This window comes from Deltaproteobacteria bacterium (genome assembly GCA_021737785.1).
Classification (GTDB): Bacteria; Desulfobacterota; DSM-4660; order Desulfatiglandales; family Desulfatiglandaceae; genus AUK324.
In genome coordinates this window covers 66,593-92,306 of record JAIPDI010000015.1, presented here as the reverse complement: position 1 = coordinate 92,306, position 25,714 = coordinate 66,593, and the positions used below count along the sequence as shown (strand labels likewise).

General features: G+C 55.2%; 24 protein-coding genes. 9 read left to right on the top strand and 15 right to left on the bottom strand.

The genetic code is table 11. From position 1 onward, the window contains the following. Positions 1-111 precede the first annotated feature (111 nt). The 6 genes from K9N21_09555 to K9N21_09530 form a co-directional block, all read right to left on the bottom strand. The gene (locus K9N21_09555; GenBank protein MCF8144152.1) at positions 112-1,068 is read right to left on the bottom strand and encodes a DUF368 domain-containing protein; all 957 of its coding nucleotides are present in this window, start codon (positions 1,066-1,068) and stop codon (positions 112-114) included. 10 nt (positions 1,069-1,078) lie between these two features. Continuing rightward, a complete protein-coding gene (locus K9N21_09550) occupies positions 1,079-1,882 on the bottom strand; it encodes an undecaprenyl-diphosphate phosphatase (GenBank protein MCF8144151.1) in 804 nt (267 codons plus the stop codon). Further along, positions 1,869-2,246, bottom strand: a complete 378-nt coding sequence (locus K9N21_09545) for an Hpt domain-containing protein (protein ID MCF8144150.1) — start codon at positions 2,244-2,246, stop codon at positions 1,869-1,871. Before K9N21_09545 ends, K9N21_09550 begins: the two co-directional genes overlap by 14 nt. 64 nt (positions 2,247-2,310) lie before the next feature. Then, positions 2,311-3,207, bottom strand: a complete 897-nt coding sequence (locus K9N21_09540; GenBank protein ID MCF8144149.1) for a hypothetical protein — start codon at positions 3,205-3,207, stop codon at positions 2,311-2,313. A gap of 78 nt (positions 3,208-3,285) precedes the next feature. Further along, entirely contained in the window at positions 3,286-4,110 is an 825-nt protein-coding gene (locus tag K9N21_09535) for a hypothetical protein (GenBank protein MCF8144148.1), read from the bottom strand. Positions 4,111-4,187: 77 nt separating this feature from the next. Next, positions 4,188-4,712, bottom strand: coding sequence for a gamma carbonic anhydrase family protein (locus K9N21_09530; protein MCF8144147.1), 525 nt, complete (start codon positions 4,710-4,712; stop codon positions 4,188-4,190). A gap of 207 nt (positions 4,713-4,919) precedes the next feature. On the opposite strand from K9N21_09530, the gene K9N21_09525 reads away from it, so the two are divergent. Beyond that, the gene (locus K9N21_09525) at positions 4,920-5,219 is read left to right on the top strand and encodes a hypothetical protein (protein ID MCF8144146.1); all 300 of its coding nucleotides are present in this window, start codon (positions 4,920-4,922) and stop codon (positions 5,217-5,219) included. 191 nt (positions 5,220-5,410) lie between these two features. Next, complete coding sequence (gene arfB / locus K9N21_09520) at positions 5,411-5,836, top strand: aminoacyl-tRNA hydrolase (GenBank protein ID MCF8144145.1); 426 nt, start codon at positions 5,411-5,413, stop codon at positions 5,834-5,836. Positions 5,837-5,841: 5 nt separating this feature from the next. On the opposite strand, the gene K9N21_09515 is transcribed toward arfB, so the two are convergent. Both K9N21_09515 and K9N21_09510 read right to left on the bottom strand, forming a co-directional pair. Beyond that, positions 5,842-7,161, bottom strand: a complete 1,320-nt coding sequence (locus K9N21_09515) for an aspartate aminotransferase family protein (GenBank protein MCF8144144.1) — start codon at positions 7,159-7,161, stop codon at positions 5,842-5,844. A 48-nt stretch (positions 7,162-7,209) separates the two neighbouring features. Further along, complete coding sequence (locus tag K9N21_09510; protein MCF8144143.1) at positions 7,210-8,001, bottom strand: carbon-nitrogen hydrolase; 792 nt, start codon at positions 7,999-8,001, stop codon at positions 7,210-7,212. Between the two features lie 222 nt (positions 8,002-8,223). On the opposite strand from K9N21_09510, the gene rlmKL reads away from it, so the two are divergent. The 5 genes from rlmKL to asnS all read left to right on the top strand — a co-directional run bounded on the left by rlmKL (position 8,224) and on the right by asnS (position 14,780). Next, positions 8,224-10,401, top strand: a complete 2,178-nt coding sequence (gene rlmKL / locus K9N21_09505) for a bifunctional 23S rRNA (guanine(2069)-N(7))-methyltransferase RlmK/23S rRNA (guanine(2445)-N(2))-methyltransferase RlmL (GenBank protein ID MCF8144142.1) — start codon at positions 8,224-8,226, stop codon at positions 10,399-10,401. A gap of 502 nt (positions 10,402-10,903) precedes the next feature. Continuing rightward, positions 10,904-11,170 carry an HU family DNA-binding protein gene (locus tag K9N21_09500; protein ID MCF8144141.1) on the top strand — a complete coding sequence of 89 codons (267 nt, stop codon included), beginning with the start codon at positions 10,904-10,906 and terminating at the stop codon, positions 11,168-11,170. Between the two features lie 85 nt (positions 11,171-11,255). Further along, entirely contained in the window at positions 11,256-12,017 is a 762-nt protein-coding gene (locus K9N21_09495) for an AAA family ATPase (GenBank protein ID MCF8144140.1), read from the top strand. A gap of 262 nt (positions 12,018-12,279) precedes the next feature. After that, entirely contained in the window at positions 12,280-13,365 is a 1,086-nt protein-coding gene (serC, locus tag K9N21_09490) for a 3-phosphoserine/phosphohydroxythreonine transaminase (protein MCF8144139.1), read from the top strand. Between the two features lie 23 nt (positions 13,366-13,388). Further along, a complete protein-coding gene (gene asnS / locus K9N21_09485) occupies positions 13,389-14,780 on the top strand; it encodes an asparagine--tRNA ligase (GenBank protein MCF8144138.1) in 1,392 nt (463 codons plus the stop codon). 259 nt (positions 14,781-15,039) lie between these two features. Here the strand turns inward: asnS and K9N21_09480 are convergent, their stop codons facing one another. From K9N21_09480 to K9N21_09455, 6 genes are all read right to left on the bottom strand, one after another. Then, positions 15,040-17,223 carry an ATP-dependent RecD-like DNA helicase gene (locus K9N21_09480; GenBank protein MCF8144137.1) on the bottom strand — a complete coding sequence of 728 codons (2,184 nt, stop codon included), beginning with the start codon at positions 17,221-17,223 and terminating at the stop codon, positions 15,040-15,042. A 319-nt stretch (positions 17,224-17,542) separates the two neighbouring features. Next, the gene (locus K9N21_09475; GenBank protein MCF8144136.1) at positions 17,543-20,203 is read right to left on the bottom strand and encodes a cache domain-containing protein; all 2,661 of its coding nucleotides are present in this window, start codon (positions 20,201-20,203) and stop codon (positions 17,543-17,545) included. Positions 20,204-20,353: 150 nt separating this feature from the next. Beyond that, positions 20,354-20,620, bottom strand: coding sequence for a hypothetical protein (locus K9N21_09470; GenBank protein ID MCF8144135.1), 267 nt, complete (start codon positions 20,618-20,620; stop codon positions 20,354-20,356). Position 20,621: 1 nt separating this feature from the next. Beyond that, positions 20,622-21,215, bottom strand: coding sequence for a hypothetical protein (locus K9N21_09465; GenBank protein MCF8144134.1), 594 nt, complete (start codon positions 21,213-21,215; stop codon positions 20,622-20,624). A 60-nt stretch (positions 21,216-21,275) separates the two neighbouring features. Beyond that, on the bottom strand, positions 21,276-21,776 hold the full coding sequence (locus K9N21_09460; protein MCF8144133.1) for a response regulator: 501 nt from the start codon (positions 21,774-21,776) through the stop codon (positions 21,276-21,278). A 186-nt stretch (positions 21,777-21,962) separates the two neighbouring features. Further along, positions 21,963-22,619, bottom strand: a complete 657-nt coding sequence (locus tag K9N21_09455) for a class II aldolase/adducin family protein (GenBank protein ID MCF8144132.1) — start codon at positions 22,617-22,619, stop codon at positions 21,963-21,965. Positions 22,620-22,801: 182 nt separating this feature from the next. Here K9N21_09455 and K9N21_09450 point away from each other — a divergent pair, with 182 nt between their 5' ends. Beyond that, a complete protein-coding gene (locus K9N21_09450) occupies positions 22,802-23,167 on the top strand; it encodes a hypothetical protein (protein MCF8144131.1) in 366 nt (121 codons plus the stop codon). Positions 23,168-23,365: 198 nt separating this feature from the next. Beyond that, positions 23,366-24,193: a fumarylacetoacetate hydrolase family protein gene (locus tag K9N21_09445; protein ID MCF8144130.1), complete on the top strand. Its 828-nt coding sequence runs from the start codon at positions 23,366-23,368 to the stop codon at positions 24,191-24,193. Positions 24,194-24,312: 119 nt separating this feature from the next. Here the strand turns inward: K9N21_09445 and K9N21_09440 are convergent, their stop codons facing one another. Further along, positions 24,313-25,467 (bottom strand): PLP-dependent aspartate aminotransferase family protein, encoded by a 1,155-nt coding sequence (locus K9N21_09440; GenBank protein ID MCF8144129.1) that lies wholly within the window; start codon positions 25,465-25,467, stop codon positions 24,313-24,315. Positions 25,468-25,714: the final 247 nt, after the last annotated feature.

Here is a 25,714-nt window from a genome sequence, read left to right as displayed (position 1 = left end):
TTCCAAAGAGGGTTGGCCCCACAGGATTTCGGCGCAGGGGGAAAGCGGACGCCTCTATTGTATTACCTGGCCAATTCGTTGGCAATAGGCGATTTTCAATCTTTCCTGATTTCAGGGATGTTTCTTTTCCGCGGATTTCCGATCGAGGGGGGGCCTCACCATCCGGTCCAGAACGAAGACCACCAGAAATCCTGCGACCATCAGACCGAAGGCCGCAAAGACCTCTCCGTTGAGTTGAGGGGGGAATATGTTGGCGTCAACAATGGGAACCCTGTTTCCGTGACTGTCCATTATACTTTCGACGGTCTCCTTCCAGGGCCAGATCTTGCGCAGCGAGCCCAGCATGAGCCCGGTCAGAAACGCGACCATCATATCATGATATCTGAGGAGGAGCCATGACAGGAGGCGGGAGAAGGCCGCAATCCCCGCACAGGCCCCTGCGGCCACAATGAAGAGGACGAGAACATCCCTCTGGTTGACCGCCTCGAGGATATATTGATACTTGCCCATGAGGACCAGAATAAATGACCCGGAGATGCCGGGGAGGATCATGGCGCAGATGGCCACGGCCCCGGAGAGAAAGAGGAACCAGGGGGCATCGGGGGTGGTGCCGGGCACCAGACCCACCAGAAGATAGATGCCCACCATGCCTGTTGTGAGCGAAACCGATGTACGGAAATGCCAGGTGCGGATGCGGCGGCTGACGGTCACCACAGAGGCCAGGATCAGTCCCAAAAAAAAGGACCAGATGAGCACCGGGGTGTTGTGGAGAAGCCAGGCCAGGAGCCTGGCAAGGGTAAAGATGGCAGTGAGGATCCCGAAACCCAGGGCCAGGAGAAATTTCCACGAGATGCTCTCAAAAAACGCCTTCACCTTGAAGGTCAGGAGGAGCCTCAGGCTTCGAAGGTCAAACGATTTAATGGCATGGAGGAGTTCCTCGTAGATCCCGAGGATGAAGGCCATGGTGCCCCCTGAGACGCCGGGCACCACATCCGCGGCCCCCATGCAGAAGCCCTTGGATGCCAGGATCACATAATCAAAGGAAGATCGCTCTCTGGGGAGGGTCATTGATCCGTTCTCACGCAAACACTATTGTCAATATCCCTATGGCCCAGCAATAGGGGGCAAAATAGTAAAAATGGCCCCTTCTGACCATCCCCATAAGGAGTTTCAACGCCAGAAAACCGACCACGGCCGAAACCAGAAATCCCACCATGAGCGGGACGGCTCCCACCCGGGTGACGGCAGCCATGTCCAACTGGAGGAGGAGCGCCCCTGTAATCGCCGGTAAGCAGAGGAGGAAGGAAAAGCGGCCGGCCAGGTCTCTGTTCAGCCCCAGGAGGAGGGCACATACGATGGTTGCCCCTGAACGGGAGATCCCCGGCACGATGGCCAGGCCCTGGGCCAGGCCGATGGCCAGGGCAATGAGAACGCTTACGCGATCCCGTTTTCCATGGGCCTCGGGAATGAAACGGGTAATGGCCACAATGATTCCTGTGACCACCAGCATCACCCCGACGGTTGTCACCGACCCGAAGAGGCGTTCGAGGGGGTCCTTGAATACAAGGCCTATGATGGCGGTGGGAATCGATCCGACGATCACCATAAGGGCGAGATTGGCGTGAAGACCGGATCCGGAGCGGGGAGGTTCCCTTCTGAAGATCCATTGCCACACCGCTTGGATCATCTGCCGGAGGTCCGAACGAAAATAGATGCACACGGCCACCAGTGTCCCGAAATGGAGGGCGGTGTCCAGCAGGAGTTCGGGCTCCCTGAATCCAAGGAGATTCTTGCCTACCACCAGGTGCCCCGAACTGCTGACAGGCAGAAATTCGGTCAGACCCTGGATAATGCCTAAGAATATGGTTTCAATCGTTGTCATGGGATGGATCGCATGGTGAAGACGGATGACGACGGATAATGGCTTCCCTTAAATACCCGCGATTACTGCCAGGGAATTCACCCCTGTTTCCAGCCCCAAAACAACCGGGGACCTGATCCAGGGTATTGTCTCGAACAATCTGTTCACCTTGTGCGGCCAGATCGTGGATCTCCATCAGGCCGAGATTGCCCGCAGCCCCTTTTATGGAATGAGGCCAGCCCGCTATGTCACCTGCATTCCTGTCTCTTGCGGCAGATTCAATTCTCGTTAGGTCCGATCTGCAGGTTTGAATGAGGCGCCGGGCCAACTCCAGATATTCATCCTCTTCCAGTCCGAGATTCTCAGCGAGTTGTTTAAAATTCATTTTTACTCCCAAGCCCCCAATCCCAAAATTTCACAATCCCCATATTCCAGCCTTCGGTCAATCCTCAACCCCTCATTGTCCCATGGCCGGTCATAAAACGCCTTATGGGGGCTTCAAGGGCCTCCACGGCCCTGTACCCCATGTCGATGGTCCGGTTGATCTTGTTCCTGTCGCGTGTAATGAATCTTGCCGGGGGCATCGTCTCCGGGGAGATGATGAGGGCCCCGGGCGGGTCCTGCGCAATGAGGTCCCGCAGAAAGGACACCTCTTCAGTGTAGGCCCGGCCCGCCTCGCATATCTTGGTCATCAGCCAATCGTATTTTCTGAAATACCGCCAGAAAAGGGCCCTCTCCAACAGGTTCGGCGGATAGCACACAAAATCGAGAGGCTTTGACAGGATGACCAAGACCCTGTCGAATCCCTGCCCCAGCATGGCCCTGACCGGAAGCGGATGGGCCATGCCGCCGTCTACGTAATCGCCCGTATCCATTGGGACCGCATCGGAATAGCAGCCCGGCACTGCCAGACAGGCTTTAAAAAGCGTGTAGATATCCCCGACCATGGGGTTAAAAAGTCTCAAGTCGCATTCAGGCACCCGCGCTGCAGCAAAGTGGCAGGACATCCTGTTGGAGAGCACCGCATCCAGGTTCAGGGGAAATCTATGCCTGAAGATCTCATACACCAGGTAGTCGATATCCAGAATCGGCCTTTTGACAGAGGGTGAAAAAGGGGCGGTCGGTATGTTTCGGTAACAGACCAGTCTTGGGGTGTTGAGTTCGTTCCGCCATACCTTCTCCATATCTTCGCGCTGGCCCGCAGCAAAATATGCCAGGGTGGGCACGCTGGCTGAAACGGCCAGGGCCGCGTCAAAGCCGGTAAGGCGCTTGTCCATCAGGGCCATGAGCGCACCTGCGACAAACCCGGCGCGCATTCCGCCCCCTTCCAGGACCAGCAGCAACATGTTCAGGACCTCTGCCCATTAACATCGTCTTACTGAATCGATCGCCTTTTACGGATCTCAATCTTCTTTATCCGCCATTCATGCATTCATTAGAATCAGCGTCTTTCCCGAAAGCCCCGCCCGCAAGGGATCTTTCTCCATGGGGGAATCGATTGAAGCGGCCGGCAGCTTTACTTTTCGGAAAGACGACGCCCTCTCCTCCATAGATGGGCCGAGATGCCCGGTTTCAAAAAGCTCTGCTGCATAATTGAAAACGTCGGGGGTCATGGTCAGGAGGATGCCGTCTTGCGGAACAACGCGACCGAACAGGCCGAACCAGGCGATCAGCACCTGTTTGAGGTGGCGCTCCTCTATGGAGGGGAGCGAATCGGAAAGGGCGAGATCGTCGAAAAAACCGTTTAGGGCGGTCGCCTCGCCGAGGGCCTCTGCCAGCGGGGATTTTTCCGCCTTCACTTGAAGCAGCATCTCATCTGCCGACGTCCGGTTTGCTTCCAGTTCCCGCTCCAGGTGGAGAATGAGATGCCATTTGAGGGCCTGTGCTTCGACCGATTCGCGGACATCCTTTCCCTTATGACGAAGGGTATGTCTGATCTCCCATGTAGCATCCTCGCCCACCCCAACAGGCCGGGGGGTATATCCCCTGTTCTGGCTCATCCAGACCCGGTACTCGGCAAGGAGTTTCATGAAATCCTTCGGGGGCTTCAGATCTTCAGGGGGATGTAGGATGTCGATACGACCGTCGTGGTCTTCCGCGTCGCCGGCGGCTTCCATATACCATGGCCGGCAAACAATCAAAGTTTGAAAAGAAGACAATATCGCGTCTTTGGCAGCCAGTGGCAGCCGAGAGTGGGGGAACAGAAATACGCTATCGGTTTTCATCTTCTCAGTATCGCCCGTTGTCATGGTTCAGCATCCTTTAATCCCTTAATTCCCAAATTCCTTAATTCCCAAATTCCTAATTCCTTAAATCCCAACTCCCTCTATAGCCCCTCCTCCCGGTACTGCCGGGCGAGTTCGGCATATTCCTTGTACCCCTCCTGCACCCACCAGAGTTGCTGCTCCGTCGGGGCACCCTTGATCTTGCCTGGAACGCCGACCACAAAAGACCTGTTCGGGATCTTCATCCCCTGGCCGACCAGGCAGCCTGCGCCGATAATGCAAAAGTCTCCGATCTCAGCGTCGTGAAGAATCGTTGCGTTCATGCCGATGAGGACGTTGTTCCCGATTTTCCGGCAGTTCAGGACAGCGCCGTGACCGATAAGAACCCTGTCGCCGATCTCCACGTCGCCCAGGGCAGGGGAGGGGGTGCCCGAATGAATCACGCAGTTATCTTCAACAGAGGTGTTCCGGCCGATCGAAATCCTCCCGAAATCGCCTCGTATCACCGCTCCCGGGAAGACGTTGGAGTCTTCTCCGATCTCCACATCGCCCACGATATAGGCGGCCTCGCTGATAAACGCGGATGCCGCAATCCCGGGCGTCTTGTTGTTAAAGCCTCTTATCATCCGTGTGACCTCGCTCATTTTTTTGCGCACTATACGCCCGGCAACGGTGTTCGTCAAGCCTGCTGAGGGGTGACATCCCGTCCCCCCCTATGCGGGGGGCTCCCCGATGGAACTCCTTGCGTCATCGATAATTTTTGTGATAGGTATTCTCCTGACTCCCGCTGTCAGCGGAAAACAGAATAATCACCTGCACTGGAAAAAACCGCGATGTCCGGAATAACGGAAATCCTCTTGATTGTTGCGATCCTCCTGGGCATCTTCATGCTTCCCAGGCTCATGTCCAGGAAGCCGGATCAGGTCTCACAAGAACGCCACGGGAGCCCGCCGCTTTCAGGACGGATGCGGTTTGCCATCCTGGCGTCGCTGTTGTGGCCGGTGCTTGCGGCATTTTTTCTAAAGCCCTGGAACAGCCACTGGATTGTTTTTCTCTATATCGCCGTGGGCCCTGTGGCCTTGATCTGGGGAATCTACTGGGTATTCTCAGGATTCAGGAAAGAGGGGAAGTGAGGGCTTTCTTCAGGCAATTTCTGAATCCTGGAACCTGTTTTTATAATAGATGTTCATGGCAAAGGGTCGTCGCCCCTGGGGATGAAGACGGGAGAGTTATCCGTTATCAGTTAATGGTTACCAGGGAAAATTACAAACAGCCCCCCGATAACAGATAACCCATAACCGTCACCGGGTGTATTTTCATGTCAATGATTCAGATAACAGAAGATATCGCCATTGACGAAAAGGAGATCCAGGAGGCCTTTATCCGGGCCTCGGGCCCGGGGGGGCAGAATGTCAACAAAGTCGCCACCGCGGTTCAACTCCGGTTTGATGCGGCCAATTCCCCTTCGCTTTCCCAAGATGTTCGCAGGCGTCTCGCTGTGGTGGCGGGAAAACGGATGACGGATGCCGGGGTCCTGATCATTCAGGCCCGTCGATTTCGGACCCAGGAGCAGAACCGTCAGGATGCCCTGGAGCGATTGATCCGCCTCATCCAGGAGGCGGCCCTCCCCCCAAAACGCCGGCGAAAGACCGCACCGACCCTCGCCTCGAGGGAGCGCCGGCTGACTTCAAAACGCCGCCGGGCCCAGACCAAAAAGATCCGTCAGGACACGCCGAAATCCGAGGAGTAAACCCTTTAAGAATCGATGTCCGCAAGGGCCCGGGACAGCCGGCTGCACCCATCCGCCATCTCTTCCTGTGTGACCGTCAGGTGCGGCGCGATCCGGATGACGTTGTTACAGAGCCCCCCTTTTCCGACAAGGAGACCGTTTTTGCGGGCGGCATTAATGAGGTCAACGGTCCGGACCGGGTCCGGCCGTTTGCTCCCGCTGCAGCGGGATTCAACGATCTCCATGGCCTGCATAAGGCCCATCCCGCGGACATCCCCCACAAAAGAATGTTTCATCCGGAGGGCGTTCAGACAGTCTCGAAGACGCCGGCCCTGAACCTCGGCATTTTCAGTGAGACGATGCCTTTCGATATAATCGATGGTGGCGAGTGCGGCCGTCATGGTCACGGGATTCCCCCCGAAGGTGGCGAAGGTAAGCCCCTTTACCGCATCAGCGATTTCGGGCGTGGCAATGGTGACGCCGATGGGGGACCCGTTGGCCGTTCCCTTGGCAAAGGTGATGATGTCCGGATCGACCCCCCAGTGTTCAATGCCGCAGAAGTATTTTCCGGTCCGGCCCCATCCGGTCTGGACCTCGTCGCAGATGAAAACGCCCCCCGCCTCCCGCACCAGGGGGAGGATCTGTTTGAAATAGTCCCGGGGCATGACGATGAACCCGCCCACGCCCTGTATGGGCTCGGCCATGAATGCGGCGATCCTGCCGTCGGTGGTGGTGGCCAGTGTCTCCTCCAGATCCTGCACGCAGAGATCCACAAGTCCCTTCTCATCCAGTCCCACCGGGGCCCGGTAGGTGTAAGGGGCGCGCACATGCCGGATATGGCTGTCAAAGACCCCGCCCAAACGCCATGCGCCGTGTCCGCTAAGACTCATGGTGGTCATGGTGCGGCCTGCATAGGCGTGCCTGAGGGTAATCACCTCTCTGTTGCCGGTGTACATCCTGGCGGCCATGATGGCGGTCTCATTGGCCTCGCTGCCGCTGTTGGTAAACAGGCACTTCTGAAGCCTCCCCGGCGTCAGATCGGCAATCTTGCGCGCGACCCGGACCATCGCCTCATTGATATAGAGGGTGGAGGTATGCTGGACCCTTCTCATCTGCCGGATGGTGCGCTCGGTCACCTCCTCATTGCAGTGTCCCACCGAGACCGTGAGTACGCCGCCGAAAAAATCCAGATAGCAATTGCCTTCGGTGTCCCAGATGACGCTGCCCTTGGCCCGGTCCACGATCAGGGGGTGATCCCCGTAAAAGGGGGTGACGGCGGGAAAGATATACTGCCGGTAATCACCGAGGATTGTTTGGGTGGCATCCGTGGTATTTTGTCCTTCCATCAATGGTTCTCCAGGTTGGGGATGGATGATTCTTCTTTTCCCTGACGGCTATTGAACCAGTTCCTGATACAGCTCAGGCCGTCTGTCTTCAAAGAGGTGGTTCCTGGGGGTGATCCTCTTTTCTCTGGCCAGGGCAGGATCGATCTCGATGATTGATTTCTCTTCCCCTGTCCCTGATCCCTCTATCAGAACCTCTCCTTTGGGATCGGCAATCACCGAATGTCCCGTGAATGTGAGGTCCCTTTCCGTGCCGATCCGGTTGGCAGTGACAATGTAGACCCGGTTGGTCATGGCATGGAGCGGGATCGCTCTCTGCGCCAATCCCGGCAGCACCAGGTTGGAGGGATGGCAGATGATGTCAGCCCCTTTCAGGGCCAGAATCCGCCATACCTCCGGGAAGATCCAGTCAAAACAGACGAGCATTCCGATCCGGAACTTCCCTGTATCAAATACCGGAAGCCCTTCGTCACCAGGAAGAAAATAGTCTTTTTCATTCATGAAGAGATGGGCCTTCCGATATCTCCCCACATAGCCCTCAGGCCCCACCAGCACGGCAGAGTTGTAGAGATGATTCCCTGATCTTTCATTAAATCCCGACACAATGAAAAGATCGGCCTCTTTGCATTTGGATGTCAGATAGGTGATGAAAGGGCTCTGTTCCACCTCTTCGGAGGTGTCCCAGGCCTGATCCCGATCTGCAAAATGATACCCCGAGTTGCAGAGTTCGGGGAGAACGATCATATCCGCCCTCTCTGAACCGTAGAGGAGACGGTCCAGTTTCTCCATGGTGGCGCCGGCGTCGCCGAGGACCGGGGCAAACTGTACGAATCCGATATTCATTGTCATCTCCTGATTCCCTTGTCTTTCCCTGCGGAACATGTTCAAATGACGGCTGTTGACAATACTGAAGATAGACGCAATGTCAACAGCTTTCAAGTTAATGTTTTGGGGTCCCCCCAGGCAATGCCGTATCCATGACCGGAAATGGACCGGGTTGAGACAGCGGATGCCGGGTATTCATAAGGGATCACGGGATCTGCAATCCCTCGACTTCGGGTTTTTATGAATGCATTTTATACATTTTTTGCCGTTGCCCCCAAAGGGATAGAGCCCCTCCTTGTGGATGAACTCAAGGGCCTCGGGGCGGACGGGGTAAAGGCCTCGCGATCCGGCGCCTTTTTCCAGGGAGACCTGGAGACAGGTTATCGGGCCTGCCTGTGGCTGCGCACCGCCAACCGGGTGCTCCTGCCGCTCGCGCGGTTTCAGGCCGAGACCCCGGAGGCCTTGTACGACGGGGTGCGAAATATCCCCTGGGGTGAACATCTCGAACCGGACGGCTCCCTTGCCGTGGATTTGAGCTCATCCCTCTCCCAGATTCATCACAGCCGTTACGGGGCGTTGAAGGCAAAGGACGCCGTGGTGGATCAGTTCCGGGAGCAGTTCGGAATACGGCCGTCGGTGGACCTCTCCAGGCCCGATATCCGGCTGAATGTCTATTTATTGAGGGATGAGGCCGTCCTGAGCATCGATCTCTCAGGAGAGAGCCTGCACAAACGGGGATACCGGAATGAGGGGGGGGCGGCGCCCCTTAAAGAGAATCTGGCGGCCGCCATCCTCATGCGCGCCGGATGGCCGGAAATCGCGGCAAGGGGCGGAGGCCTGATGGATCCGATGACCGGTTCCGGAACCCTCCCGATCGAGGCGGCCCTGATGGCTGCGGATGTGGCCCCCGGTCTTCTGAGGGATTACTTCGGCTTCTTGAAGTGGAAGGGGCACCAGCCCGGGATCTGGGAAAGACTCGTTGACGAGGCCCGGGAAAGAAGGGCCGCTGGCCTTAGGAAACTCCCCCCCCTGGTGGGATACGATGCCGATCCAAAGGCCGTAAAGAGCGCTCTCGCCAATGTGGAAAACGCCGGGTTGCGGGGTGCCGTTCATGTGGAAAAAAAGGATCTTGCCGTCCTGGTTCCGCACCCCGCCATGAAAAAAACGCCGGGGCTGGTGGTCATCAACCCTCCCTATGGAGAGCGGCTCGGAGAGATCACTGAATTGAGGTCGCTCTATAAAGCCCTCGGCACGCGTCTCAAGACCCATTTCAGCGGCTGGCGGGTCAGCCTGTTGACCGGGAATGTGGAATTGGGAAAGGAGATGGGGCTGAGGGCGGAAAAGAAGTATTCCCTGTACAACGGGCCGCTTGAATGCAAGCTCCTCAATTTCCGTGTCGAACCGGAGTGGTTTGTGAATACGGAACATCGCATGCTCCGGCAGGTGACTGCCAAATCCCGGATGCCGCCGGGCCCGGGCGCGGAGATGTTCGCCAACCGGATGCGAAAGAATCTGAAGCGGCTGGGGAAGCGGTTCAGAAAGGAAAACATCACCTGTTTCAGGGTGTACGATCAGGATCTCCCCGAGTATGCGGTTGCCGTGGACATCTACGGAAAATGGGTGCACGTCCAGGAGTATAGAGCCCCTGACACGGTGGACCCTGAAAAGGCCGAGGCCCGGCTGGGCCGGGTGCTGGCCGTGGTCCCGGAGGTTCTTGGGGTCCCCGAAGGAAATGTCTTCCTCAAGGTGCGGCGCCGGCAGAGAGGCAAGGCCCAGTATTCCAGACAGGAAAATCACGGGGTCTTCCACGAGGTGGAAGAAAACGATTGCCGGTTTCTGGTTAATTTTACCGACTACATCGACACCGGCCTCTTCCTGGACCAGCGGAAGACCCGCGCCCTGATCAGGGAACTGGCAGGGAGCAGGCGATTCCTCAATCTGTTCTGCTATACCGGAACGGCAACCGTCTATGCAGCCAAGGGGGGCGCAAAGTCCACGACATCGGTGGATACCTCGAGGGTGTATCTGGACTGGGCACGGCGGAACCTGGCCCTGAACAACATCGGGTCGGACCGGCATTTTTTTGATCAGGCCGATGTCTCGACCTGGCTCAGCCGTGAAAAAGGCGCCTATGGTCTCATTTTTTTGGATCCGCCGACCTTCTCGAATTCAAAGGGACGACAGCCTGTTCTGGATGTGCAGAAGGATCATGTGAATCTGATCCGGTCTGCGGCAAGAATTCTGCAACACGACGGGATTATCCTCTTTTCCACCAACTACCAAAAATTCAAGATGGATGTGGAGGGGCTGAAAGGATTCAGGATGGAAGACCTTTCAAAGGCCACGCTGCCGCCGGATTTCGAAAAACGGGCCAGGATGCACCATTGCTGGAAAATCACAAAAATGGAAAGATTTTAGCCACCTGAAAGTATGGCGCCGACCCGCGGGGATCCTGTGATGTGCTTTATCGGAAGCCCAAGACCAACGGCTGCCACCAGGGTCTCACCCGGTAAGACACCCATTTCTCCGCAGGTTGAAGAGAAGTTGCCGGCACAGGGCCGATTCCGTGGCCGCTGCCCGGGTGGGACTGCAGGGTTCTTCAATTTGTGCGGGTCGGGCATATAAATACTTGACAGGGTTTGGCATATGAAATATCCTTCACGGAATTTCAAAAAAACAGGATCCGATCAGCACAGTCCTTCATGGGTAGACTGCCTGTGGACGGCCCGGATCAGCTAAATAGGGATCCCCCCGATATTCTTTTGATTTCTTTTGAACATATGACAAGCAGATAAAGGAGCAAGGGTGCTGAAGTCACCCAGAAGCGTATCGATTCGAAGATGTTAAAGATGTTGGACAGCGGCATTGACCGAAAGGTGCGTTCTTTTATTAACCACTTCAAAAGGAAGGAGGGAGTAATATGAACAAGGGGGATTTAGTCAATGAGGTGGCCAAGGTTACCAGCAGCAAGAAGGAGGCCCAGGCAGCAGTAGATTGTGTCTTTTCAAGTATCACCAATGCCCTGAAAAAGAAACAGAAAGTGACGCTGATCGGGTTCGGGACCTTCAGGGTAGACAAGCGAAAGGCGAGAAAAGGCATCAACCCTCGGACCAGAGAGCCCATCAAGATCAAGGCAAAAAGGGTGCCCAAATTCGTACCGGGCAAGGCCCTGAAAGATGCGGTGTAGCGGGACGTACCCAGACTGGAACAAATATGGCCCTCATTGGGAAAAGTCTTTCCGGTGAGGGCGTTTTTTTTGGAAGGGAGATGTTATGAAGATTGCGGTGAGCGGAAAAGGGGGCGTCGGGAAGACGACCTTTGCCTCTTTTCTCATCAGGGCACTGGCCGATGAAGGGAGAAAGGTATTGGCGATCGATGCCGACCCGGACGCCAACCTGGCCCAGGCACTGGGTATCAAGAACAGCGATGAAATTGTCCCCATTTCTCAGATGAAGGAGCTGATCGAAGAGAGGACCGAGGCCAAGGTGGGGACCATGGGATCTTTTTTTAAGCTGAATCCCAAGGTCAGCGATTTGCCCGAGAAGCTCTCCATCGAGATAGACGGGGTCAAGGTCATGGTCATGGGCGGCGTGAAAACCGGGGGCGCCGGGTGCATTTGCCCGGAAAGTGCACTTCTCAAGAGGCTCATCGGCCATATCGTGCTGTCGCGGGACGAGGCGGTGGTCCTGGACATGGAGGCGGGTCTCGAGCATCTGGGAAGAGGGACGGCCATGAACGTGGACAGACTCATCGTGGTCGTGGAGCCTGGGCGGCGGAGTATCGAGACGGCCCAGCAGGTGCGGAGACTGGCCGGCGATATCGGCATCGGAAAGCTGAACTTTGTCGGGAACAAGATCCGATCGGAAAAGGACAAGGAATTCCTTTTGAAAGAAATGCCCGATTTTGAATTTCTGGGCTTCATGCCGTATCGCGATGAGATCATCGAAGCCGACCTGAATGGACGGCCCCCTTACGAGAAAGACAGGGAAAGTCTGGAGATCGTCAAGACGATGCTCGACAAGATCAGGGATTGAGGGATTCAGAGATTGAGGAATTGAGGGATTTAGGAATTGAGGAATGGGTGACTGCAATGATTGCGATGCCGGCTCTGGTTGCTGATCGCGGACTCCTGACTCAAGACTCCTGACTTCCGCCTTCCGATCTCTGGTCTTCGTGTGCCTTTATACGTCCTGGGAAACCTCTTTTGCCGGTGTTTCTCCGGGGCGGATTTGTGTGAGTCCCGCATGGCGGGATTAATTGCGGCCCATAAGGCCGCCTCGGGAGGAGAAGTGACATATGGGGAAGAGAATTCATAATTTTAACGCAGGTCCGGCTGCCCTGCCTTTGCCGGTTTTGGAAGAATTCCAGTCGGAACTCCTTGATTACAAGGGTTCCGGGATGTCCATCCTGGAGGTGAGTCATCGTTCCAAGTGGTTCGACGACGTCATTGCCGAGGCCGTCGAAAGGACCGGAAGGCTCCTCGGCCTGGGCGATGCGTTTGAGGTCCTCTTTATCCAGGGGGGGGCCAGCCTCCAGTTCTGCATGATACCGATGAACCTCTCCGTAGGTGACAGGCCGGTGGATTATATCAACACGGGGACGTGGTCCACCAAGGCCATCAAGGAAGCGGAGATCCAGGAAAAGGACGTCCGTGTCATCGCCTCTTCCGAGGACAAGGGGTTTTCATATATCCCCAGGGAATTTGCGGTGGACCGGGACGCTTCATATCTCCATTTTACCTCCAATAACACCATTAAGGGGACCCAGTGGTCCCGATTCCCGGACGCGGGCGACGTGCCGCTGGTTTGCGACATGTCTTCGGATTTTATGAGCCGGCCCTTTGACGCCCGGCCATTCGGGCTGATCTATGCAGGGGCCCAGAAGAACATCGGACCCGCGGGATCGGCCATGGTGATTATCCGAAAAGACATGTTGGAGCGAACGCCCAAAAAGATTCCCACCATGCTCAAATACACGACGTTCGCGGAAAAGAACTCCATGTTCAATACACCCTCCTGTGTGGTGATCTATATCGTCGCCCTGGTCCTGAAATGGCTCGAAGAGACCATCGGGGGCCTTGAAAAGATGGCGGCGATCAACCGGAACAAGGGCGACATCATCTATAATTTCATTGATGCATCTCCTTTTTATCGGGGGACTGCGGATAAGGACAGCCGCTCTTTGATGAATGTGACCTTCCGGCTTCCGAGCGAGGATCTGGAGAAAAAATTTGTCGCCGACGCCCAAAAAGCGGGATTGGGGGGGTTGAAGGGACACCGTTCCGTGGGAGGATGCCGGGCCTCCATCTACAATGCCACGGCCGTCGATGGGGTGAAGGCCCTGGTGGCGTTCATGGCCGAATTCGAGAAAAAGGAAGGGTAGAGAAAAAAGCGAGGTGGGATGAATTGAAACGGACGAGGATCGCCGAGGTGCTCCGATCCGGTCAGATCGGGGGCCGATATACCGTGATGGGCTGGGTCAGGACCCGAAGGGACTCCAAGGGCGGATTCTCCTTTGTGGAGATCAACGACGGGTCCTGCCTCTCCGGTCTGCAGATCATCGCGGACCAGGGACTGGACAACTATGAGGGCGAGGTCCTCAAGCTGCAGACCGGCTGCTCGATAAAGGCGCAGGGGACCCTGTCCGAATCGCCCGGCAAGGGTCAGAAGGTGGAATTGAAGGCCGAATCGATCCGGGTGATGGGATGGGCCGATCCGGATGTTTATCCCCTTCAGAAAAAGCGGCATTCTTTTGAATTTCTTCGAACCATCGCCCACCTGAGACCCAGGACCAATACCTTTGGTGCAGTGGCCAGGGTGAGAAACGCCATGGCCCATGCGATTCACACCTTTTTTCAGGACAGGGGCTTCATCTATCTCCATACTCCGATTATTACGGGGAGTGACTGCGAGGGTGCCGGCGAGATGTTCAAGGTCACCACCTTTGAACTGAACCGTGCGCCTGAAAAAGACGGGGCCATAGATTTTTCCAGGGATTTCTTCGGGGCCCCGGCCAACCTGACGGTCAGCGGTCAGCTGGAGGCGGAGATTTATGCCCTGGCCATGGGAGATGTATATACATTCGGTCCCACGTTCAGGGCCGAGAACTCCAATACCTCGCGCCACCTGTCCGAATTCTGGATGGTGGAACCGGAGATGGCCTTTTGTGATCTGGAGGGGAACATCGAGCTGGCCGTGGCGTTTCTCAAGGAGATCTTTGCCTCGGTTCTGAATACCAGCGAGGAAGACATGGCCTTTTTCAACCGTTTTGTTGATTCGTCGGTGATCGGAACCCTGGAAGGCCTGGTGTCGCAGGATTTTGAGGTGATGACCTACACGGAGGGGATCGATATCCTGAAGAGGGCGACGGGGACATTCGAGTTCCCCGTGGAATGGGGTGTCGATCTGCAGTCCGAACATGAGCGGTATCTCTGCGAAAAGGTGATCAAAGGGCCGGTGGTGCTCATCGATTACCCCAAAGAGATCAAGGCCTTTTACATGAAGGTGAACCCGGATGGAAAGACGGTCCGGGCCATGGATGTGCTGGTGCCCAAGATCGGCGAGATCATCGGCGGGAGTCAGCGTGAGGACGACCATGACACGCTTTTGGAGAGGATCCAGGGGGCCGGGCTCAGGGCAGATGATTACTGGTGGTACCTGGATCTCAGGAAATTCGGATCGGTCCCCCATGCGGGGTTCGGCCTCGGATTCGAGCGGTTGATCCAGTTCGTGACCGGCCTCTCCAACATCCGCGACGTCATCCCCTTTCCGAGGACCCCCGGCAATCTGGCCTTTTGAGATTTGAAATTTGATGCATTCATAAAAAGTCGTCACCCCGTTGAATCCCGCCGAATGGCGGGACGGGGTCCAGAGGTTTTGTAACTGATTGAATCCCGCTGTTGCGGGACTGGATTCCGGCCTTCGCCGGAATGACGAAAAATGACATTTCCTGACTTCTTACGAGACCATCAAATTTGAGATTTGAGATTTGAGATGGGAAAGTGAAGATCGGGTCGGCTGTCTTTGCAGTTCTCCCATTGCGCCTTGAGCCTTCCACTCACCCCTCGGCCGTCAGTCTCTCTTTGAGCCGTGTGTACCGTTTGCGGATCTTATTGTTGTTCACCCCGATGGCCAGGGCCTTCCTGGCGCCGATAAGGATGACGAGTTTCCGGCCCCTTGTCACGGCCGTGTAGATCAGATTGCGCTGCAGGAGCATATAGTGCTGCATGACCAGAGGGACGATGACCGCCAGGTATTCGGATCCCTGGGATTTATGCACCGAGACCGCATATGACAGAACGATTTCATCCAGGTCGTTATAGTCATAGGGGATCTCTCTCCTGTCAAAGGAGATGACGACCTCCCGCAGCTCAGGATCGACCCTGAGGATGCGACCCATGTCGCCGTTGAAGACCTCTTTGTCGTAGTTGTTCCGGATCTGCATCACCTTATCATGGATTCTCAAGACCCTGTCGCCCCTCGCAATCCCTTTGCCTGTCGGATTGAGGGCCTTTTGAAGCGCCATATTCAGGTTTTCCGACCCCACAACGCCTCTGTGCATGGGCGTCAGCACCTGAATATCATCAAAGGGATTCAGCCCGAACCTTTCGGGGACCCTCTCCGTGACCAGTTGGATGATTTCCCTGAGGACGTCATCGGGGTCGTCCCGTTCGATAAAATAGAAGTCATCGAGCCGGTCCTTAGAGGGTTTCCGTGCAGGAAGGCGGCCGCTGTTGATCCGGTGGGCATTGACCACAATCCGGCTCTCCCTGGCCTGCCTGAAGATTTGGTGAAGCTCCACCACCGGCACCGACCCGGAACCGATGACATCGGCCAAGACGTTTCCGGCCCCGACCGACGGAAGCTGGTTGACATCACCCACCAGGATGAATGTGGCTTCAGGCGGGATTGCCCGCAAAAGGTGGTACATCAGGATCGTATCGATCATGGAGGCTTCATCCACCACCAGGAGGTCGCAGCAAAGCGGCGATTTCTCGTTTTTCTGAAAACCTCCCTTTTGAAGGCTGTACTCCAGCATGCGGTGAATGGTTCTGGCTTCGCGACCGGTGATCTCACTCATTCGTTTGGCGGCCCTCCCGGTGGGCGCGGCCAGGAGCATCCGGATCTTGAGCCCCGAAAATATCGTCAGGATCGCGTTGATTATGGTCGTCTTTCCGGTACCGGGGCCCCCGGTGATGACCAGGGCCTTGTTTTTCGCGGCGCTCCTGATCGCCCTGATCTGGTCTGCTGCCAGGGAGATGGAAAGCCGCTGCTGGACCCATGAGACCGCCTTGTCCGCATCAATTTCCCGGATGGATTTGGGGGCGCTGAGGAGGGCCTTCAGGTGTCGGGCCGCCCCGGTCTCAGATACGTGGAATCTGGCCAGGTAGACCCCCCGGGTGGCCTGGGATGTGTTGTCTGCCGGGTTTTTCATATCCTCGATGATCACCCGTTTTTCCTTGGCAACCTCCTCCAGGGCCTCTGCGATCCGTTCCGGACGTATCTCCAGGGCCTCCACGCATTTGTCCAGGAGAGATTCATAGGGGAAGTAGACATGCCCCTCATCGGAAAGCCGGCCCAGCACATAGAGTATCCCTGCCCCGGCCCGCAACACGGAATCCTTTTCAAATCCCAGCTTTTCGGCAATCTTATCAGCCGTGACAAAGCCGATACCGAAGATGTCGGTGGCCAGGCGATAGGGGTTCTCCTGGACGACCTGGATGGACCGGCTCCCGTACTGTTTGAATATCTTGGTGGCGTAGCCTGAACTGACCCCGTGCCCCTGGAGGAAGAGCATGACATCGCGGATCTCCTTCTGGTCTTCCCATGCCTTCCAGATCATGGCGATCCGTTTTTCCCCGATCCCTTCCACCTGGGTTAGCTGTTGAATATCCGTTTCAATAATATCCAGTGTCCGGCCCCCGAATTTTTTGACGATCCGTTTGGCCATGACCGGGCCGATGCCTTTGATCAGGCCGGAGCCGAGGTACTTCTGAATGCCCTGCACCGAGGCGGGCACGGTGGTCTGACAGTGGGTGATTTTAAACTGCTCGCCGTACCTGGCGTGGATGGACCATTCGCCTTTCAATCTGACCACTTCGCCCGGCATGGGCGCCATGAGGTTCCCCACCACGGTCACCAGATCGCGCCGTCCATATACGCTCAATCTGGCGATGGTGTAACCGTTTTCCTCATTGGTGTAGGTGATTCGTTCAATCTGACCTTCCAGGTCGACGGGCATGTCCTCTCCCTCCGGGTGAAAGTCACTGGCCAGCCCTTGACCGAAAACCCGGAGTTCCGATCAAGGAGTTTGAAAGACGAAGTCTTAAATGGGTTATTATCTGAAGCGGGTAACCGCAACCAAAACGGCTGTGTGCTGTCCCGTCATTCCGGCTAGAATCGTGCCGGAATGACGAAAGGCTAAGCGTATAGTGGAAGAATGGCCATGTTTTTTTGTCTTTAATGACAGAATACCAGGTACTCAGACTCTTGATGGTTTCCTCAGCGGAGCTTATAGTTTCCCGCCGGGCGCCACTCAAATTTTTTGAGCAATGCAGGCACTATTTTGCCAGGACTTCCCGTATCTTCTTCGAGAGGGCCGCCATGGTGAAGGGTTTCTGGATGAAGCCGTTGCATCCATGCTTCAGTATCTCTGTTGCCTGGCCGTCTATACTGTACCCGCTGGACAGCAGAACGAGAAGGTCAGGGGCTTCCTGTTTGAGCCTGTCGTAGGTCTCCACACCGGGCATGTCGGGCATAATCATATCCAGTATGACCAGGTCGATGGTGCGCCTGTGGGACCGGCACAGTTTGACCGCCTCTCTACCGCTCCCGGCACTGAGAACCGTGTATCCCAGCCGTCTCAACATCTCTTCGCCCACCTCGATAACGATCTCTTCATCGTCCACCAGGAGAATCGTTCCGCCACCGGGGGTGATTTCAAGGGGCGGATCAATCTCTCTTGTTTTCGTGATCTCTTTTGCCTCAACGGCCGGAAGGAAGAGGTCGAAGGTGGTTCCCTTGCCTTCAGCACTCCTGACAATGATACTCCCGCTGTGATTTTTGATAATTCCATAGGCCGAGGCAAGGCCGAGGCCCGTTCCCTGACCCACTTCACGGGTGGTGAAAAAGGGATCGAAAATTTTCTGCAGGGTGTCTTCATCCATGCCAACACCGGTATCGGTCACCGATAATTTAACGTATTTCCCCGGTCTGAGGCCGGACGGTTTCGGATGATCCCCGGGTATGGTGAGATTCTGAGTGGTGATAATGAGATCTCCCCCCTCGGGCATGGCATGACCTGCATTCACATAGAGATTCATGAGCACCTGTTCGATCTGTCCCTGGTCCGCTTCAATCATCCAGATATCTTTCTGATAGGTGGAACGGATCTTAATTTCCTTTTTCATGCGTGAAAACAGGTCGATGCTCTGTCGAGCGATCTCATTGAGGTTCGTAGGTTTGATTTCGTACTTGCCCGCCCTTGCAAATCCCAGGAGCTGTCTGGTGAGGCTCGCGCCCCTCTGAATATGTTCTTCAATATTGTGAAGTCTCTTTTGATCCGGATGCGAGGCGTCCTTGTCGAGAAGAAGGAGAGAAACATTCCCCTGTATGGCCATGAGGAGATTGTTAAAATCGTGGGCAACCCCTCCTGCCAGGGTACCGATGGACTCCATCTTCTGCGCTTCATAGAACTGGGATTCCAGGGCTTTTGTTTCGGAGATATCGCGGAGAATCACCAGCATCCCTGAAGGGTTCCCCTCGTGGTCATCATACCGGGAGGCGCTGATGCTCACGTCCAGCAGGCGTCCGTCTTTTGTAAACCGTTTGGTTTCAAATCCATGACAAGGGGTCCCGTAATCCACCAGCTCACGAATAATGCGCATGGACTGTTCCTTCTCAGGATCGGGCAGAAACGGGATCCGTTTTCCTTCGATTTCTTCCTGGGTCCATCCGAATATGCGGGTAAACGCGGGGCTCACATATTGGACGTTTCCGTCGATATCGTAGATGACAATGGCATCTGCAGAGGAGTGGAGAAGGGACCCATAGAGCTCCTCACGTCTCTTGGCTTCGTCATAGAGCTGGATGTAGCTCTGCTCGCTTTTCTTGAGGCTCTCCTCCATCCTGGCCTGTTGGGTGATATCTTCACAGGTCAGCAGCAGCTTTCCGGTTTTCATGGCCACGGCCCTGAACTGGATGATCTTTTCCTCTCCGTTTTTGCACCTTACTGTGAAAACACGGGGCTTGACCTCTTCCGCACCGGGGTGCCGGACCACGTCCTGTTTCCAGGCCGCGATCACCTTGTCCCGGTAGGACGGATCCGGATAGGCCTTTTCAAACCACGTCTTCTTGTCGGGGACATCGGTCATCGTGTATCCGAAAATCCGCGTGAACTTCGGATTCAGATACTCATGGCGTTGATCCGTGCCTGTTATGGAGATCCCGAACGGGGCGTCCTCTCCCAGTGCCCGGAACTCCTTCTCCCTTTCCATAAGCCCCTTTTCAGCATCCCTCCGTGCGGTCTCGGTCTTGATGGCCTGCCAGACGATGAACAGGGAGAGGGCCAGGACCACTGCGAGTATACCGGAACATATGGCCACCATTTTACCGGTGATCGATAGGATGTCGGCCCGGATATCCTCCACATATATCCCTGTTCCGATAATCCATCCCCAGGGTTCGAATCCCCTTACATAAGAGATCTTCGGGACCACTCGATCCGGGTTGTCCTTCCATTGCCACATGTAATCCACATATCCGGCCCCGGCGCCTTTCACTGTCTTGACGAATTCCAGAAAGAGATGCCTCCCCTCACGATTGACGTAATCTGAAAGATCCGTTCCTTCCAGATCAGGGCGGTACGGGTGCATCACCAATCTGGGGGTCATGTCGTTTATCCAGAAATAATCTTTCCCATCGGGTCCGTACCGCATTCCCCGCATCCGCTGGACGACCCGGGACTGGGCCTCTTCAAGGGAGAGTTCTCCTTCTCGCACCCGGTCGTGATAGACAGCCAGCAGACTCCAGCAACTATCTGTCAGGTTTCGAATCATCTCCCGCTTCTGGGCCGTCATCTGCTTTTCTATGGACGGAATAAAGAGAAAGAAAACACTCAGGATAAACAGGATCAGGGTCAATCCTACCGGGATAACGATTCTGAGAGAGGCGGATCGAACGGAACCTCCGGCAAGAGGCTTTAAGATATCAGGGGGTGTCATGGTGAAGTTCTCCCTACATGGATCAGCGGGCAATAAACCGGCCACGTCCTCTAATGTTCCTGCACCTTACCCTGCCGGCTAAAATAATTCAACTTGCTTTTGTTCGGGTGTGACGCACAGGTCCGGTCCGGCTACCCCACCTGTGAGGGATCAGCCGTGAATGGAATCAAAGGTGCTGTTCCGGATTGGGAACAGGTGTTTAAAGACGGTAACCGATAAGCGGGAGAGGAGGGACAGCAAAAAGATGGATGACGACAGTTTGGGTTGGGTGCCCCACGCGGATTTCTTGAGCACGCCCGTGTTTTCCCGAAAGAATATCCTTCGGGCCGTAAGGGAGATCGGGACATCCGTGTAGAGTCCCCGGTCAAACAGATAACGGAGGTGTTGTTTGAACTCAGGGCCCCGGGTTCGGGGCAATTCAGACCTCCGGACCCCCAGACACATAAAGATGGCTTTTTTCCCAGTCCCGATGCGTTTCCTGGAACGATTTCAAAAAACACCGTCCCTTTTTGTCGCGAAGATCGTATACCGCATGCCTTAAGATGACGACGGGGATTCCCCCCTTGAGGCTCACGCTTATTTCATACCGCGTAAAACCGGTTATCAGCCCCTTGACGATCTCCCCTTCCATGAGCGTGAAAAAGACCACCTTCCTTTCCTTCATGAGAGGGAAAAGGGATTTGTTTTTGATGTGATATCTCTTTCTCGTGGGGATGATCGGTTCCAACTGAAGATCCTGGACCTTCCGGTCCACCTTGAGGAGCGGCCTGACCGCATCGGAGGACGCGGCAGGATAAACCAGCTTGACGTCGGTCTTGGGAAGATGCATCTCCTCGGTTTCGGCGGTGCGGAGACCGAGGTCATATTTCAGATTCTCGCTGACCGTGCCCCGAAAAATGCGATGACCGTGAAGATGAAACTCATAGGTCTCTTTTGATTCAAACGCGTGATCGAAAACAGATATATGATAATTGGCGTCCAGATATTCCTGGAGCCCTGAAAGAAATCCCATTTTATTCCGGTTTCACAATACCGGCGATGAAGTGCGGTCAGGTTGATGCACGGCGCCGGTTTATTCTTGAAGATCCTGTTTCAGTTTCTCCTCGAATTCCTGGAAGAAGCGGTCTCTCTCTTTCCAGTCAGGCCCGAATCGTTTGCTGAAATAATTGCCCAGTTTATCAAACAGCTTTTCCCAGACCGGTTTTCCTTCACCCAGAACAACGTCTTCAAGATACGAGGCCAGTTCTGATATCTTCTCCTTGGGCAGAAACGAGACCGCACCCAATTTGATCGATTTTTTCAGAGATTCGGGAGAAAGGGCATGGGCGGTGAGCATGACGGTCGGGAATCCTCTGGACACGGCGGTTTTCAGGAGCTCAAACCCATTTACACCCATAATGTCGAGGATGACGATGTCATAGGTGTAACTCAGGAGGTATTGAAGGGCTGTGTCATAATCGGTTGCTTTGTGGACCAGGCACATGTCCAGTTCTTCCTCCACGGTCTCCAGGACATCGGGCTCATCATCCACCACCAAGACAACTTTGTCTTTCAAGGCGCTCTTTTCACTCATCGCAGTTCTTTCCCCCTTTCATTCGTTGTCAACCTGTTTCACCCAGTCTATGTTTATAACAGAGATTCATCTGTTGTCAAAGTAAATTCGTCAAAGCCATGCAAAAACTCCCTGCATCAGAGGCGGTGACCCTCGTCGCCCAGGACACGCAAATAGATTCTGAATGCCTTTGATGATCGCCAAGGGTCAACCCCGGGGAATGGCCTTGATGCGCTCTACATCCTCACGGACGATCGAAGGGGCCTTTCCGCCGGTAAGGACATAGACCCTGGCCGCTTCATCGATCTCTTCGGCAATATCCAGGGCCTCCCGGAAATCCTTTCCCACAGTCACCAGCCCGTGGTTTTGCAGCAGGACGGCCCAGTTCCCCCGGCCTGACAATGCCTTTGTGACGCCTTCTGCCAGATCCGGACTGCCGGGGACCATAAAAGGAAGCATCGGGAGGGGAAAGGCGTAATAAACGAACCCGGGGGTCAGTGCCGGCATGGAACCGGCCCCCGGTGCGAGCAAGGTCGAAGCAGCGATGATGTATGCCCCATGCACGTGAAAGACAACGTTTACGTCGGGTCTTGCCCTGAGAACCCCCAGGTGCATATTCGCCTCTTTTGTGGGCATCTTGCCCTGGATCAGAAGTCCCTCTTCGTCCACAACCGTTATGCTTTCAGGTTGCACGTCCCTCAGAGAACAGCCCGTTGGGGTCAACCATATGTGGGCGCCGCAACGGGCTGCCACATTGCCGCCTACACCGGTCGCCAGGTGACGCTCGTAGAGAAGGTTGCAGAAATGGCAGAAGTCTTTTCTGGAAGCGGAGAAATCCTCTGTTTGAATATCCGTCAAATCCATGTTGAGGCCGTGACCCTTTCAGAATGGCAGATTGGGACGATTGCGGCAATGTAGCCCGTTAGGAAGATGTTTTCAAGGGTTTTCAAGCTTGACCCGAGGCCGTTCCTGTGTGATAAGAGAGAGGCCATGTCCTGTTGCGAAGATTGAAGCAGAGAATTGTTTAAATCCAAAGGAGATCCTGCATGACAGATGACAGCGGCCCTGGCGGCCTAAACACGATTATTGGCACCATTGAGAATGAGAAGGATCCGACACAGCGCATCCTTATTCAATACCTGAGGGAAGAGAATGCCTTTGTGACATCGGGAATCAAGGTCCATTTCGATGAAAAGGAGATACTGATCCCTGCCCACTTGGTGGTTATGGACCTCCAACGGATGGGGGCTATTGTTTCAGCTATTTTGGAGAAGCTCTCCCAGGCCCATGACAGGGAGAGTACCTTCCGATATGCCTCTCGAATCGATGCCCTTGACAGGGCCTACACCCTGGTGGAACAGGGAGATTATATGAGTCTGTCAGAGATGGGCGTGCAAAATGATCTGAAGTGACTCAAGTCAAAAGTGACACCAGGGGAGAAGCTCAAAGCTGCAAGCAACCAGGAACCGCAGAGGTCGCCCCGGTGAAACAGAAGAAAAAAGGGTTTCAAAGGGCAAGGAAATCAGAGGGCAGAAGTCAGATGTTGGAAAAACCCAGAACCCCGCAACCCGCAACCCGCAACCAGTAACCCGCAACCAGAGGGTTTCACCATGAAGATTGCCCAGTTTTACCATGACGACCGGATCCGGGCCGGCATTGTAGAGGGCGACCGGATCGCTCCCTTCAACATGGGGGGAGACATGATCGATATGATTTCGAATGGCAATCCGGACGGATATGAGCGGGAGGCACCCATTCCTCTTGCCGGGGTCAGGTTCGCGCCCCCGGTGACGCGACCATCCAAAATCATTGCCCTGGGTCTCAACTACCAAGACCATGCCAAAGAAAGCAAGGGGAAGATCCCTGAAACACCTCTTGTCTTTGCCAAGTTTCCCAGCAGCCTGATCGGCCACGGAGATCCCATTACGTGGGACAGGACGGTTGCCGGAAAGGTCGATTTTGAGGCCGAACTGGCCGTGATTATCGGAAAGACTCTCTACAGGGTCAATGAAGAAGATGCCTTGAAGGCTGTTTTCGGCTACACCTGCGCCAATGATGTGAGCGCCAGGGACCTCCAGTTCGGAGACGGTCAGTGGGTGCGGGGGAAATCCCTGGATTCCTTCTGCCCGCTCGGGCCGTGGATCGTTACGCGAGATGATGTGCCGGATCCCCACTCGCTCGGCATCCGGTGTCGGGTCAACAATAGGCTGATGCAGGACAGTCACACCGGGCAGATGATATTCAGGATACCCGAGGTGGTGAGCTTTCTCTCAAGGCATTTCACCCTGAACCCGGGGGATGTCATCCTGACCGGAACGCCGCACGGGGTGGGGGCCTTCCGTGACCCGCCGGTCTATCTTTCGAATGGGGACGGGGTGGCAGTGGAGATCGAGGGAATAGGCCGGCTGGTGAACCCCTGCTCAGTGGTGGATGGCTAAACCTAACCAAAGATATTTGAAATTTGGCTAAATTCAGGATTTCAGGGATGCAGGGATTTTTGAGAATGCCTCTTCATCATGCAAAATCCCGAATTCCTCAATTCCTCAATCCCTATTCTCTACGCAAGGGCCTGCTCAAGATCGGCAATCATATCCTCTGTGGATTCCAGGCCGACCGAAAGACGGATGAGACTGTCGGCGATGCCGAGGGCCTCACGCTCCTCCGAAGACATACCGGCATGTGAGGTGGCGGCCGGACGCGTGATCAGCGCTTCCACCCCACCAAGGCTCGGTGCAAGGATCGGCAGCGTTGTCCGCTGCAGGAACCGCTCCGCAGCCTCCAAGCCGCCCCTTATTTCAAAACTCATCATTCCACTGTAGCCATCAAAGAGTTCTGCCGCACGCGCATGTCCGGGATGTGTTTCGAGCCCCGGATAGTTGACTACCGCAATTGAGGGATGCCCTTGTAGAAACTGGGCGATTTTGAGAGCGCTTTCATTCTGATATTTCACTCGAACCGCCAGTGTCTTCATCCCTCGATACAGGAGGAAACAGGCATGGGGGTCCAGGGAACCGCCGAAATGAGCCAGTTTGCGTGCGATTCGGTCAATCAGTTCGGAACGGCCGATAACCGCGCCGGCCACGATGTCCGAATGGCCGTTCAGGTATTTGGAGCAGCTGTGGATGGAGAGATCGAACCCCCATTCCGGAGGGCGGAAATTGACCGGGCTTGCAAAGGTGTTGTCAATCATTGAAACAAGGGCCGATTCCCTTGCAAATTGGACCACCGCCTTGAGGTCGGCGACCTGCAGGAGGGGGTTTGTCATGGTTTCAACAAGGATGGCTTTGGTATTGGGCCGGCATTTTGATCTCCACGAATCCGGGTCGTTCCCGTCGACAAAATCGAATGAAATACCGAGGTCGGGCAGGTCGGTTGCAATAAAATCGTGGGTTCCGCCGTAAAGGCAGTCCTGGGCCAGCAGATGATCGCCCGATGAAAGAACGGCTAAAAGCGCTGTTGAAATGGCGGCCATTCCACTGGCCGTCACAAGCGCAGCCTCTGCATTTTCGCAGTCAGCCAGTTTCCGGTGAAGCGTTACATGATTCGGGGTATTGTTAAGGCGGATATATTTGAGATTGTAATAGCCGGGTTCACCAATGGCCTCAAAGGTGGAAGATTGAAAAACGGGCAGGCTGACGGCGCCGCAGATCAGCGGGTCAGGCTCACCAGAATGAATGAGTTTGGTCTCAAGATTTTTGTACCTTTTGGTCATGCCACGGGTCCTTTCATGGTTCTCACGGTTGCCACACAGGTGTCGTGGAAATCGATTCGGAGTTGAGCGCCGCCTCTTGCCACCAAGGCGGCCAGCCTGATCGTAAAAGAAACCTGAAAATCAAGTTTACATAATTCAAGCTTCATACGAGGAGTTCACGTCTTGCTGGGACATTGACATATATCAGAAGATTGGATTTTTCAAGAGGAATGCAGCCTTTGGATGGGGATACAGGAGGGTCGACGTG